Origin of the sequence: Litchfieldella qijiaojingensis, assembly GCF_014651875.1 — a bacterium.
Lineage (GTDB): Bacteria > Pseudomonadota > Gammaproteobacteria > Pseudomonadales > Halomonadaceae > Litchfieldella > Litchfieldella qijiaojingensis.
Map to the genome: position 1 here is coordinate 21656 of NZ_BMXS01000003.1, position 13227 is coordinate 34882.

Consider the following 13227-nt stretch of genomic DNA (forward strand, 5'->3'; position numbering starts at 1 on the left):
CTTCCTCGCATGAATTCCGCCGCGCTACAGCGACAGACGACGAATCAATTCCTTGGCCAACACCCGGTGGGCCTGGCTACCGCGCGAGAAACGCGCGTACTTGGTAACTGGCAGGCCATGGCTGGGAGCCTCGGCGACCCGCACATTGCGCGGCACCGTGGTCTTGAGCAGGGTGTCGCCGAAATAGTCGCGCAATTGTTTGCTGACGTCGCGTGTCAGGCTGTTGCGCGAATCGAACATGGTCCGCACGATGCCAAAGATCGCCAGCTTGGGATTCACTCTGTCCTTGATCTGGTCGACGGTATCGAGCAGCGCTGAAAGCCCTTCCAAGGCATAGAACTCGCACTGCAGGGGAATCAACACGCCGTTGGCGGCAGTCAGGGCATTGACGGTAAGCATGTTGAGCGAGGGAGGACAATCGATCAGCACCACATCGTACTCACCGGCCACGGCTTCGATGGCGTTGCCAAGACAGCGTTCGCGTCCCTCGTCACGGTCGAGCAAATCGACCTCGGCGGCGGTCAGGTCGCCATTGCCCGGCAGCAGCGCGTAGCCGGCATCGGGGCAATCGAGGATCACCTCGGCAGCCCGCTTGTCGCCCATCAACACATCGAGTGCACTGCCATCCAGCTCATGCTTGTCGATACCGCTACCCATGGTGGCATGTCCCTGGGGATCGAGATCGATCAGCAACACCCGCCGATCCAGCGCTGCCAGGCTGGCGGCAAGGTTGACGGCCGTGGTGGTCTTGCCCACCCCGCCCTTCTGATTGGTCAAGGCGATGATCTTGGTCACGAGCGGCTTCCTTCCTGAGTCCGGCTCCCTGGTGGCGGGCAGCCTGAGTGTTCTCGTTACGGCGCCTCGTGGCGGCGCAATGTCAACAGATGCCGTTGCCCGGGCTCCCCGGGAACCCGCAACGTCTGGCGACTGACAAGCACGATCCCGGCCGGCAAGCGCTGCAACTCGTCATCCGGGTAGCGTCCCTTCATGGCCAGCCACTCGCCATCGGTAGCCAGCAGGGGCTCGGACAGGGAGACGAAATCCTCCAGGCTGGCGAACGCCCGTGAGATCACCTGATCGAAGGGGCGGTCCTTGTGGGCCTCGACCCGTGCCTGCACCGAAACCACATTGTTCAGCCCCAATTCCAGCACAGCCTGGCGTTGAAAACGCACTTTCTTGCCGTTGCTATCGAGCAAGGTCACCGCCAGCTCGGGACGGAGGATCGCCACGACCAACCCCGGCAACCCAGGACCGGCGCCCACGTCAAGCAGCCGCGGCCCACGCACGGCGGGCAATACCGCGGCGCTGTCGAGTAGGTGCTTGGTCACCATTTCATCCAGCGAGCGTACCGCGGTGAGGTTATAGGCGCGATTCCACTTGTGCAACAAAGCCAGTAATGCCAATAACTGCTCGCGCTGGCGGGCATCAGGTTGCAAACCCAGTTCGGCGAGCCCGCTATCCAGACTGGCGATCACGGCCGGCGTCATGCCGGGCATCGAAACACCCAAACTCATTCGTTCACCGCCCGCTTGTCGTCCAGCAGACGGCGCTTCTTGAGATGGATCAACAGGATGGAAATCGCCGCCGGGGTCACGCCAGAGATGCGCCCGGCCTGGGCCAGGGTCTCGGGCCGGGCCGCCTTGAGCTTTTGGCGAATCTCATGGGACAACCCTTCGACCCGGTCATAGTCCAACGACTCGGGCAGCGGGGTGGCTTCGTGGCGCTTGAGCTTGTCGATTTCATCCTGCTGGCGATCGATGTAGCCCTGGTACTTGGCCTGGATCTGTACCTGCTCGGCAACTGCGGGATCCGTGACCGCCTCGCCGATCAAGTCGGCGACATCGTCATAAACGAGTTCCGGGCGCTTGAGCAGATCCATCAGGCTGTATTCGCGGGCCAGCGGCTTGCCGGTCTTGTCCTCGATGGCCTGGCCAGCCGGGCTGCCAGGCTGCACCCAGCTCGCCTTGAGACGGGCACTCTCGCGTTCGATGGTTTCACGCTTTTCGCTGAAGGCCGCCCAGCGTGTGTCATCGACCAGTCCCAGCTCACGACCGATCTCGGTAAGCCGCAAGTCGGCGTTGTCCTCGCGCAGCAGCAAGCGATATTCGGCTCGCGAGGTGAACATGCGATAGGGCTCCTGGGTGCCCAGAGTGATCAGGTCGTCGACCAGTACTCCCAGATAGGCCTCGTCACGGCGAGGTGACCAGCTCTCCTTGCCTTGTGCGCGACGCGCAGCGTTGAGCCCGGCCAATAGTCCTTGTGCGCCGGCTTCCTCGTAGCCGGTGGTGCCATTGATCTGCCCAGCGAAGAACAGGTTGTGGATAAATTTGGTCTCAAGCGAATGCCTGAGGTCCCGGGGATCGAAGAAGTCGTACTCGATAGCGTAACCGGGACGCGTGATGTGTGCGTTTTCCAACCCCTTGATCGAGCGCACCACCTCGAGCTGCACGTCGAACGGCAGCGAGGTCGAGATGCCATTGGGATAGAGCTCATGGGTATCCAGCCCTTCGGGCTCGATGAACACCTGATGGCTGGTCTTGTCGGCGAAACGATGCACTTTGTCCTCGATCGACGGACAGTAGCGAGGACCGATGCTCTCGATCGTGCCGGAGTACATCGGCGAGCGATCGAGATTGGCGAAGATGATCTCGTGGGTGCGCTCGTTGGTGTGGGCGATATGGCAGCTTACCTGGCGAGGATGCATATCGCGAGTACCCATGTATGACATGACCGGTGTCGGCGTGTCGCCCGGCTGTTCCGCGAGCACCGAGAAATCGACACTCTTGGCGTCCAGGCGTGGCGGTGTGCCGGTCTTGAGTCGGGCCACATTGAACGGCAAGGCGCGCAATCGTTGAGCCAAGGCATTGGAGGGGGGATCGCCTGCTCGACCGCCGCGGCTCTGGTCAAGACCGATGTGCATCACGCCACCGAGGAAAGTCCCGGTACACAGCACCACCGTTTCGGCATGGAAACGGATACCCGTCTCTGTGACCACGCCCCTGACAGTCTCGTTATCCACAATCAGATCGCCCGCAGCTTGCTGGAAAATTGTCAGCCCAGGCTGGTTTTCCAGGATGCTACGGATCGCGGCCTTGTAACGCACTCGATCGGCCTGGGCGCGTGTCGCACGCACCGCCGGGCCCTTGCGTGAATTGAGCACGCGGAACTGGATGCCTCCCCGGTCGGTGGCCAGAGCCATGGCACCGCCGAGAGCGTCGATCTCCTTGACCAGATGGCTCTTGCCAATGCCCCCGATGGCGGGGTTGCACGACATTTGGCCCAACGTCTCGATGTTGTGAGTCAGCAGCAAGGTCTGACAGCCCATGCGGGCGGAGGCCAAAGCGGCTTCGGTTCCCGCATGGCCTCCGCCGATGACGATGACGTCAAAGCGGTCCGGGTAATCCACGTTACACCTCGAATGGCGCGATTCTGGCGCCGTGATCAAAAACAGTGGGTGAAATCAGCCGCCCAGTATAAACCTCCTGTGGGTAACCGTCAGGGGTTTTCCACATCCGGATGGCATTTGGTATCACCATGCCAGAGGTTCAATATCAATATAAAGATAAAGAAGAGAAGTTCTGTTGTGGTAGTAACTACTGGTGTGGACATTTTTTGTGGATAAGCTTTCTTCTCCTTTTATAAACATGATGTTGCAATGTTGATCAAGAGTTGGACAAGCAGCGTAGTGGTTGCGTACAGCGTGTCAGGTGGCTGTGGATGGAATCGCGACTTGCCCACATGCCAAATCGATCACCGGTTGTGCACCGACCACTACCGGTCTTGTCACCGTGGCTGTGCACATCATGGATCGGTTGTCCCGATAAGGGCAACCATGCGGGTTTACGGGCGATGAGGTGCGGATTGACGTTGAAGTTATCCACAGGCAAAAAAAATGGGCCTGCCGGTCGACGGCTGGCCCATGGAGGCGCTCACTGAGCGTGAGAATTGGCATCGTTCAGTGCTTGAGCACCCGCGACAGGAAGTTCTGGGTCCGCTCGTTCTGCGGGTTGTCGAAGACCTCGAGGGGCGAGCCTTGTTCGACGATCTGACCACCATGGATATAGATGACGCGATCGGCGACCTCGCGGGCGAAGCCCATCTCATGGGTGACGATTATCATGGTCATGCCCTCGTTGGCCAATTCGCGCATGGCATCGAGTACCTCACCGATCATCTCCGGGTCGAGCGCTGAGGTAGGCTCGTCGAACAGCATCAGGCGTGGTTCCATGGCCAGTGCGCGGGCCAGCGCCACACGTTGTTGCTGCCCCCCGGAAAGTTGGCTGGGGTACTTGTCGGCCTGGTCGCTGATCCCGACCCGCTCCAGTAGCTTGTTGGCAATCTCGGTGGCCCGGTCACGGTCGAGTTGACGGACCTTGATCGGTGCCAGGGTGACGTTGTCACGCACGCTCAAGTGAGGAAAGAGGTTGAATTGCTGGAAGACCATGCCGACTTCGGTGCGGATGGTCTGTAATGCCCTGCCGCTCTTGCCATGCGGCAAAAGCTCGTTGCCATCGACCTCGATATGCCCTTGTTGAAATTCTTCCAGACCATTGACGCAGCGGATCAGCGTCGATTTGCCCGAGCCGCTGGCACCGATGATCACCACCACTTCACCGGGAACGATTTCGAGATCGATATCCTGCAACACATGCAGGCTACCGAAATACTTGTTGACCTTGTCCATGCGGACGATAGGTTTGCTCGAATTTGAGTTGGAGTGGTTCATTGGCGTTCCTTATTGTCCGACCAGGCCCTTGCGTTCAAGCGTACGCAGGACGAGGGAAAGGCTCCACGTGATGGCCAGGTACAACAACGCCACCATCAGATAGACCTCCAGGGCGGTGAAGGTGGTGGCGATATATACCTGGCCCTGGCGAACCAGCTCGCCGACGCCGATGACCGAGAACAGGGAGGTGTCCTTGATGCTGATGATGGCCTGGTTGCCCAGTGGAGGAATCATGCGACGAAGTGCCTGGGGCCAGATGATGTAGCGAAAGGCCTGGGTTCGCGACAGCCCCAGGGAGAGGCCGGCTTCGCGCTGACCGCGCTCGATGGACTCCACGCCGCCACGCACGATCTCCGAGATATAGGCCCCGGAGTTGACGGCAATGGCGGCAATGCCAGCAACGAGGGCGTTGATGGGGCCACCTAGAAGCTGCGGCAGGCCATAGAAGATGAACAGCACTTGCACCAGGACCGGGGTGCCACGAAAGACTTCGATGTACAGACCGGCGGGAAGCCGTAGCCAGTGTAGGGGGCTGATCCGCAGCAGGCCGAAGATGATGCCAATCACGAAGCCGATGGCCAGGCCACCGAAGGAGATCAACAGCGTATAGGGAATCCCCGGTAGCAGGTGGGGGATCGAACCAAGGGCGGCCGCCCAGTCGAACTCGAAGGTCACTTCCACGTGAGAATCTCCTGCACAGGCGAATCGGATGTGCGCTGCACGTGTATCGGTGGGACACACAATAACGGGGCCGGGTTGTCATACCCGGCCCCGAGACGCGACATTCAGGAGTCATTCGTCGCTGGGGGCGCTGCCGAACCATTTGGCGTAGATTTCGTCGTAGGTGCCGTCCTCGCGCATGGCGGCAAGGGCTTCGTTGGTGGGCTCCAGCCATTCACTGCCCTTGTGGAAGACGATTCCGTACTGCTGCCCCTCGTAGAGTGGACCGACGACTTTGGTGCGGCCTTCCCCTCGGGTCTTGGAGAAATAACCGACATTGGGTGCGTCGTACAAGACTGCGTCGACGCTGCCACCAAGCAGCGCCATGTACATGTCGCTGGTACCCGGATAGGGAGTGATATCGGTATCGTCGCTGAACTGCCGCTGCAGGAAGTCATGGCTGGTGGAGCCGATCTTGGTGGCAATGCTCATGCCGCCCAAGTCTTCGATGGTGTTGACGTTGTCGTTGTCGGCGCGCACCAGTATCTGCAAGCCACTGTCGTAGTAAGGATCGGAGTAGTCGACGATCTTGGCCCGCTCTTCGGTGATGGTGATGCCGGCGATGGCGATTTCCTGGTTACCGGTCTGCACGGCCGGGATGATGCCGTTGAAGTCCATGGTTGTGAGGTTGATCTCGAAGCCGGCACGGTCGGCGACCTCACGGATGATGTCCATGTCGAAGCCGACCATCTCGCCGCTTTCCTGATCCATCATCTCGAAGGGGACGAAGCTCGGGTCGGTGACCACATTGACCACCGGCTCCTGGGCGATTGCCTGTGCCGACAGCCCCAGGCCCAACGCCATGGCAGCCAGTAGCGAGGTGGTCTTGAAGGTACGATGGATCACTAGGTGAAGTTTCATTGGGCTCCCCATTTAGACATATCGTTGATAGAACACACCTTTAACCATGGTGAGTTAAAGGAAAAGCGTCAAGTTGGGTGGGGAGAACCCAGTCGAGAATGGAGTGGAGCGCCTTGCTCCCGAGCAAGGCTCAGACCATGAAAGAGGAGCCACAACCGCAGGTAGTAGTGGCATTGGGATTCTTGATCACGAATCGTGCGCCGGCAAGGCTTTCCTCGAAGTCAACGGTGGAACCGACCAGATACTGGTAGGAAAGCGGATCCACTACCATGGCGACATCATCGAACTCGATCAGGGTATCGTCGTCGCTGGTTTCGTCGGCGAAATCGAAGCCGTATTGAAAACCCGAGCAACCGCCGCCAGTGACATAGACGCGCAATTTCAGTGCGTGATTGCCTTCCTCGGCGATCAACGCTCGCAGTCGTCCCTGGGCGTTGTCGGTCAACATCATCGGTTTGGGCGTATAGGAAGCTGGTTCGAAAGATTCGGCACCGCTCATGGACTTGCTCCCATGCTGGTGAATAGTAGCTTGCTCATCATTATCCCTAAGCCCCAGCAAAAGGGTCAACTTTTGCCGGGGCGGTTCAGGGTCAGGGCATGAGGGCCGGCGCCTGGAGCCCGGCCATCTCGTCGAAGCCGAACATCAGGTTGAGATTCTGGATCGCCTGACCCGATGCGCCCTTGACCAGGTTGTCGATCACCGCGAGTACCACCACGGTGTCACCGTCGCCGGGACGATGCACGGCGAGGCGACAGATGTCGGTGCCCTTTACGCTGCGGGTTTCGGGGTGACTGCCGGCGGGCATCACGTCCACCGCTGGCTCATCGGCGAAGCGCTGCTCGAAAAGTGCCTGCAGATCGCCCGGGTCATTGGTGAGTCGACCATAAAGGGTGGCATGGATGCCACGAATCATGGGCGTCAAATGAGGCACGAAGGTCAGTCCCACGGGCTGTCCCGCCGCCTGGCCCAACCCCTGTCGGATTTCCGGCAGGTGGCGATGGCCACTGGCACCGTAGGCCTTCATCGATTCACTGGCTTCAGCCAGTAGCGACCCGACCTTGGCACCACGCCCGGCCCCCGTGACACCGGACTTGCAGTCGGCAATGACGTGGTCGGGATCGATCAGTCGTTGTTCCAGCAGCGGCAGCAGACCAAGTTGGACGGCAGTGGGGTAGCAACCTGGCACGGCGATCAGTCGCGCCTGACGAATCGCGTCGCGATTTACCTCGGGCAGGCCGTAGACGGCGGCTTCGAGCAGCGCGGGGGCACCGTGTGGCTGGCCGTACCAGCGTGCCCATTCCTCGGCATCCTTGAGACGGAAGTCAGCGGACAGGTCAATGACCCGAGTTCCGCGCTCCAACAATTCTCCGGCCAGGGCATGGGCGACACCGTGAGGGGTGGCAAAGAACACCGCATCGCAAGCAGCCAGGCGCTCCGGGTCCGGTTCGGAAAATGCCAGCCCGGGATAGTGGCCGCGCAGGTTGGGGTAGAGTTCGTCGACCGCCAGGCCCGCCTCGGAGCGAGAGGTAATCGCCTCGATTTCGACGTCGGGATGACCTGCCAGCAGCCGCAGCAATTCGACGCCGGTATAACCGGTACCGCCGACGATACCTACCTTGATCACGAGGGACTCCTTCGATGGTCGGTTGAGACGTGGTGATTCCAATATGATACACCTTTAGGCAGGGTGCATTCACCGTTACCCAAGGTAACTTCTTCCCGCTCGCTTGACCTCTTGCCACGGCTCGAGCGGCGCCGACTTCCACAAGGATGCGGTTATCGTGTCACGATTACATTTGCCACGCCTGAGTCTCGAGCGCTTCCGTCGTCAATTGGCCAACGTCGATGCCTTGCCCCAGTTATGCGTGCTTGGGTTGGCATCGGGAGTGGTCACCGGCAGCCTGATGGTGATGTTTCGGTTGCTGCTCGACCTGGGGGGACTGGCATGGATGCCGGGTGACAACCCCGAAGCGTTCGAAGGACTTTCTCCTTGGCTCAGGGCTTGCCTGCCACTCGCAGCGGTTGCATTGATCGGGCTTTGGTTGTGGCGGCAGCCGCCTGGCGCACGCAAGTTGGGAATTGGTCATGTCATCGAGCGTCTGACCTATCACCAGGGGCGATTTCCATTGCGCAACTGGATCAACCAATGGTGGGTAGGCGTTATCTCGGTGGTTGGTGGCTTGTCCGCGGGGCGCGAGGGGCCGGCTATCCATCTGGGCGCCGCAGCCTCCAGCGGCCTTGGTCACCGGCTTCGACTGCCGCATAACAGCTTAAGGGTGCTGGTGGCGTGTGGTACGGCGGCCGGCATCTCGGCATCCTTCAATACTCCCATCGCCGGTGTGATCTTCGCCATGGAGGTGGTGATGATGGAGTACACCATCGCCGGCTTCATGCCAGTGATCCTGGCGTCGACGATGGGTGCACTGATAGCGCAACTGGCCTACGGCGCCGAGCCGGCCTTCCAAGTACCCAGTATGGTTCTGGGTTCTCTGTTCAACCTGCCATGGATAATGGTCACTGCGCTGGCGATCGGTTTGCTGGCCGGGGGGTTCATCCATGTGGCCAAGAGTGGAGGGCGACTGGCGAGTTGGCCATCGTGGCTCAAACTAGCGGCGGTGGGGCTTGCTACCGGCGGCATAGCTTGGTGGTATCCCGAGGTACAGGGTATCGGTTATGACAGTCTGGCCGCCTCGCTAGGTGGGGAACTGGCCGTGGATGTGTTGATCGCGCTGGTCATCGGAAAGTTGTTGCTCACTGCTTTTACCGTGGCTTGTGGAGTGCCTATCGGCATCATCGGGCCGGTGCTGGTGGTCGGGGCAGCCGCCGGTGCCTTGAGTGGCATGTTGGGAAACTGGATCTGGCCCCAGGTTTCGGCTGATCCGGGGTTGTTCGCCATGCTGGGCATGGCCGCGATGATGGGCGCGGTGCTGCAGGCGCCACTGGCGGCGCTGATGGCGCTGCTCGAGCTGACCCATAATCCCAATATCATTCTGCCCGGCATGCTAGCAGTGGTGATTTCCGGACTCACGGCGCGCCAGTTGTGTCGCTGCGACGGTTTCTTCATCAACCTCACACGGCATGGTCTGCATCCACTGCAATTGCCTTTGAGGCAGGCGTTGTCGCGCGTGTCGGTGCCGGCGGTGATGGAGCGCAACCTGGTCAAGACCCGGCCCCTGGTGAGTCGCGAGGAGGCGAAAAGCCTGCTGGAGAACAAGCCCTCCTGGATCGTGATCGTGGGCGCAAGTGACGACAAGCCGACCCTGGCACTCAAGGCCGCGGATCTGGCCAGAGTGCTGCTCGACGAGGAGCTATGGGCCAAGGAGGAGCGGCTGGACCTGCTCGAGGTACCCGGCCAACGGCTGGAAATTGCACCCATCCATATGCAGGCAACGCTCTCGGAAGCCTTCGATCGCTTGGACGATCGTTCCGTCGACGCTCTATATGTGGAAAACACCTCGGCGCCGATGATGCGGCGAATTTCCGGTATCATCACCCGTGATGCTATCGAGAACTACTATCGTTACAAGCCGTGAACATAACGTCGCTCGCGGTCTCGTGGCTACCGGGTGCGATAGGGAACAAGGAGCCGGAATGTATTTGTGGATCAAGGCGTTGCATTTGGTCGCCGTGGTGACATGGTTTGCTGCGCTGTTCTATTTGCCGAGGCTGTTCGTCTACCATGCCATGGCGCGCGATCGCGATGATCGTGAGGCGATCGACTATTTCCGGCTCATGGAGCGAAAGCTCTACCGCGGTATCATGCTGCCTTCGATGGTCGTGGTGTTGGTGCTCGGCCTATGGCTGTTGGCGCTGGTGCCGGCATTCATGAGCCAAGGCTGGTTGCACGCCAAACTGGCCTTGGTGGTGGCCTTGATCGTCTACCATCATGTCTGCTTGGTGTACATGAAGCGGTTGGCGGCAGGAGCTTGCCATAAGTCTCATGTGTTCTTTCGCTGGTTCAATGAAGCCCCGGTGATCGCCTTGCTGGGAATCGTCATTCTCGCTGTGGTCAAACCTTTCTGATGGATAACGAATTGCATACCAGCCGACGTCTGCCAGTCGTTCTGGTGTTGGCGGGGCATGATCCCACTGGTGGTGCCGGACTGGTCGCTGATGCCGAGACTATCGGTGCCTGCGGTGGTTGGCCGCTGACCATTCCCACGGCGCTAACGGTGCAGGACAGCCACGACGTGCAGCGGGTCCTGCCGTGTCGGGGTGAGGACATGCGAGCGATGGCGGCAGCACTGGCGGAATTCGATGTGGCGGCGATAAAGGTCGGCCTGATCGCCAGTCTCGATGCGCTGGATGCCGTGGTTGAAATCGTGGGGAATTATCCAGGGGTGCCGCTGGTGGTTGATCCGGTACTCAAGGCCGGTGGAGGAAAAACGTTATCCACAGCCGAGTTGATCGATGGCTTCCGCGATCGTCTGCTACCACTTGTGGATATCCTCACGCCCAACCGAGAGGAATTGGCATGCCTGGCGGGAAGCGACGTGGACAATGATACCGATCGTGCCGTGGCCTTGTTGTCGCTGGGTTGTCAGGCGGTGCTGGTCACCGGCACCGATGCGCCGCCACCGGGAGCGTCGCCCGATCAGGTTGTCCACACCCTGCATACCCCCGACAATGGGCGCCAATGGCACTGGCCGCGCCTGACCGGCGACTTTCATGGCTCGGGCTGTACCCTGGCCGCGGCGTTGGCCACCCGCATGGCGGCTGGCGAGAGTCTGGCGCAGGCTTGCGAGCAGGCGCAGGCTTTCACCTGGCAGGCGCTCAAGCATGGCTGGTGTCCGGCCAAGGGGCAGTCGCTGCCGCGCCGTCTGTGGCGTCATCCCGATCCGTGGACAGGATAGATCATCATGAACCACCACGACTGGACCCATGGGGTCTATGCAATAACCGATGCCGGCCTGCTGCCGGACGATGCCCGATTGATCGCCTGCTGTGAGCAAGCGTTGCGCGGTGGCCTGGCGTTGCTGCAGTATCGGGACAAGTCGACGGATGATGCCAAGCGTTGGCGTCAGGCTCGTGAGCTTGCGACGCTGTGTCGCGATCATCAGGTGCCCCTGATCGTTAACGATGACACCGAACTGGCGCTGCGCCTGCGTCGTGAAGGCTACGACAACGTTGGCCTGCACCTTGGCCAGGACGACGGCGATCTGACAGAGGCCCGGCGGCGCCTCGGTGCGGAGGCGATCATCGGCGCGACTTGTCATGGCCGGCTCGAGCTGGCTGAGCGTGCCGCTCGCCAGGGGGCGAGCTACTTGGCGTTCGGGCGTTTCTTCGTCTCCAGCACCAAGCCGTCCGCGCCACCGGCTGAGCTATCGCTGCTCGGTGAAGCGGCGGTGTTCGGCTTGCCACGCGTGGCCATTGGCGGCATCGGTCGCGATAACATTCAATTGGCGCGCCGTGCCGGTGCCGAGCTGCTGGCTTGCGTGCATGCGGTGTTCGGTGGCGAGGACATCGAGGCCAGAGTGAGAACGCTGAATCGGCTGCTCGCTGGGGAAGCCGGCTAATCAGCGGCAACTCAAGGGTTATCCACAAGCTGATCACGAGAAGTTATTCGCACTGTCCAGAGAGTTATCCACAGATCCTACATTTTCCAACACGCGAGAGGCTTCCATGACCACTTCCGCACAGCTCTTCGAACAGGCTTGCCGTCATATTCCCGGCGGGGTCAATTCGCCGGTGCGCGCCTTCAAGGGCATGGATCGGCCACCGGTGTTCATCGAGCGTGCCCGGGGGGCCTATCTGTTCGATGTCGAGGGCCGGCGCTACATCGACTATGTCGGCTCGTGGGGGCCGATGATCACCGGACATGCCGATCCGGAGGTGCTTGCCGCCGTACGCGAGCGGCTCGACGATGGCCTTTCCTTCGGTACGCCCACGGCCATCGAGACGCGTATGGCCGATTTGATCTGCGAGATCCTGCCTAGTATCGATCTGGTACGCATGGTCAATTCCGGTACCGAGGCGACCATGTCGGCGATCCGACTGGCGCGGGGCCATACTGGACGCGACAAGATCGTCAAGTTCGAGGGCAACTATCACGGCCACTCGGATTCACTGCTGGTCAAGGCGGGGTCCGGTGCCCTGACCCACGGCGAGCCCAGTTCCCCTGGGGTGCCGGCGGCGCTGGCCGAGCATACCGTGACCCTGCCCTACAACGACCTCGAAGCAGTGGAGGAGTGCTTTGCCAAGATCGGCAACGAGGTGGCCTGTATCATCGTCGAGCCGGTGGCCGGGAACATGAACTGCATTCCGCCGGTGCCTGGTTTCCTGGAAGGTTTGCGCCGGGTCTGCAACGAGTACGATAGCGTGCTGATCTTCGACGAGGTCATGACCGGTTTTCGCGTGGCGTTGGGCGGAGCGCAGGCACACTACGGTGTTTCTCCCGACCTGACCTGCCTGGGCAAGATCGTGGGTGGTGGCATGCCGGTCGGCGCCTTCGGCGGAAAGCGTGAGATTATGTCACGAATCTCGCCGCTGGGACCGGTCTATCAGGCGGGTACTCTGGCCGGGAACCCACTGGCCATGGCGGCGGGCATCGCGCTGCTTTCCAAGATCCGCGAAGAGGGCTTCCATGATGCCTTGGCACAGCGCGTCGAGACCCTATGCAATGGGCTTCAGGAGCGTGCCGATGCCGCTGGAGTGCCCATGATCACCCAGCGCGCGGGCGGCATGTTCGGCGTATTCTTCACCGAACAATCTCAGGTGGAAAACTTCGCCCAGGCCACCTCTTGCGATGCCGAGGCCTTCCGACGCTTCTTCTCAGCGATGCTCGATCAGGGAGTCTACCTGGCGCCTTCCGCCTTCGAGGCCGGTTTCATGTCCAGTGCGCATACGCCGGAAGACATCCAAGCGACCCTGGATGGAGCAGAGGCAGTCTTCGCGTCCATGACCCGGCGCTGAAAGGAGC

Annotated in this window: 13 protein-coding genes; 5 read left to right on the top strand and 8 right to left on the bottom strand. The window is 60.8% G+C overall.

Annotation, left to right across the window (positions count from 1 at the left end; all coding sequences use genetic code 11):
- Positions 1 to 24: 24 nt before the first annotated feature.
- The 8 genes from IE093_RS04250 to argC all read right to left on the bottom strand — a co-directional run bounded on the left by IE093_RS04250 (position 25) and on the right by argC (position 7932).
- Entirely contained in the window at positions 25 to 795 is a 771-nt protein-coding gene (locus tag IE093_RS04250) for a ParA family protein (protein WP_189466529.1), read from the bottom strand.
- Positions 796 to 851: 56 nt separating this feature from the next.
- Positions 852 to 1514: a 16S rRNA (guanine(527)-N(7))-methyltransferase RsmG gene (gene rsmG / locus IE093_RS04255; protein ID WP_229803235.1), complete on the bottom strand. Its 663-nt coding sequence runs from the start codon at positions 1512 to 1514 to the stop codon at positions 852 to 854.
- Positions 1511 to 3406, bottom strand: a complete 1896-nt coding sequence (gene mnmG, locus IE093_RS04260) for a tRNA uridine-5-carboxymethylaminomethyl(34) synthesis enzyme MnmG (protein ID WP_189466531.1) — start codon at positions 3404 to 3406, stop codon at positions 1511 to 1513. Before mnmG ends, rsmG begins: the two co-directional genes overlap by 4 nt.
- A gap of 549 nt (positions 3407 to 3955) precedes the next feature.
- The gene (locus tag IE093_RS04265; RefSeq protein WP_189466533.1) at positions 3956 to 4726 is read right to left on the bottom strand and encodes an amino acid ABC transporter ATP-binding protein; all 771 of its coding nucleotides are present in this window, start codon (positions 4724 to 4726) and stop codon (positions 3956 to 3958) included.
- 9 nt (positions 4727 to 4735) lie between these two features.
- A complete protein-coding gene (locus IE093_RS04270) occupies positions 4736 to 5407 on the bottom strand; it encodes an amino acid ABC transporter permease (RefSeq protein ID WP_189466535.1) in 672 nt (223 codons plus the stop codon).
- A 111-nt stretch (positions 5408 to 5518) separates the two neighbouring features.
- Positions 5519 to 6307, bottom strand: coding sequence for a transporter substrate-binding domain-containing protein (locus IE093_RS04275; RefSeq protein ID WP_189466538.1), 789 nt, complete (start codon positions 6305 to 6307; stop codon positions 5519 to 5521).
- Positions 6308 to 6437: 130 nt separating this feature from the next.
- Complete coding sequence (gene erpA, locus IE093_RS04280; protein WP_189466540.1) at positions 6438 to 6806, bottom strand: iron-sulfur cluster insertion protein ErpA; 369 nt, start codon at positions 6804 to 6806, stop codon at positions 6438 to 6440.
- Between the two features lie 91 nt (positions 6807 to 6897).
- Positions 6898 to 7932 (bottom strand): N-acetyl-gamma-glutamyl-phosphate reductase, encoded by a 1035-nt coding sequence (argC, locus tag IE093_RS04285; protein ID WP_189466542.1) that lies wholly within the window; start codon positions 7930 to 7932, stop codon positions 6898 to 6900.
- A gap of 157 nt (positions 7933 to 8089) precedes the next feature.
- Between argC and IE093_RS04290 the strand changes: the two genes are divergently transcribed.
- The 5 genes from IE093_RS04290 to hemL all read left to right on the top strand — a co-directional run bounded on the left by IE093_RS04290 (position 8090) and on the right by hemL (position 13220).
- Positions 8090 to 9841, top strand: a complete 1752-nt coding sequence (locus IE093_RS04290) for a chloride channel protein (protein WP_189466544.1) — start codon at positions 8090 to 8092, stop codon at positions 9839 to 9841.
- A gap of 58 nt (positions 9842 to 9899) precedes the next feature.
- Positions 9900 to 10331, top strand: coding sequence for a protoporphyrinogen oxidase HemJ (hemJ, locus tag IE093_RS04295; protein WP_189466546.1), 432 nt, complete (start codon positions 9900 to 9902; stop codon positions 10329 to 10331).
- Positions 10331 to 11161: a bifunctional hydroxymethylpyrimidine kinase/phosphomethylpyrimidine kinase gene (gene thiD / locus IE093_RS04300; RefSeq protein ID WP_189466548.1), complete on the top strand. Its 831-nt coding sequence runs from the start codon at positions 10331 to 10333 to the stop codon at positions 11159 to 11161. Before hemJ ends, thiD begins: the two co-directional genes overlap by 1 nt.
- 6 nt (positions 11162 to 11167) lie before the next feature.
- A complete protein-coding gene (gene thiE / locus IE093_RS04305) occupies positions 11168 to 11824 on the top strand; it encodes a thiamine phosphate synthase (RefSeq protein ID WP_189466551.1) in 657 nt (218 codons plus the stop codon).
- 106 nt (positions 11825 to 11930) lie between these two features.
- Positions 11931 to 13220, top strand: coding sequence for a glutamate-1-semialdehyde 2,1-aminomutase (hemL, locus tag IE093_RS04310; RefSeq protein WP_189466553.1), 1290 nt, complete (start codon positions 11931 to 11933; stop codon positions 13218 to 13220).
- The last annotated feature ends 7 nt before the right edge of the window (positions 13221 to 13227 follow it).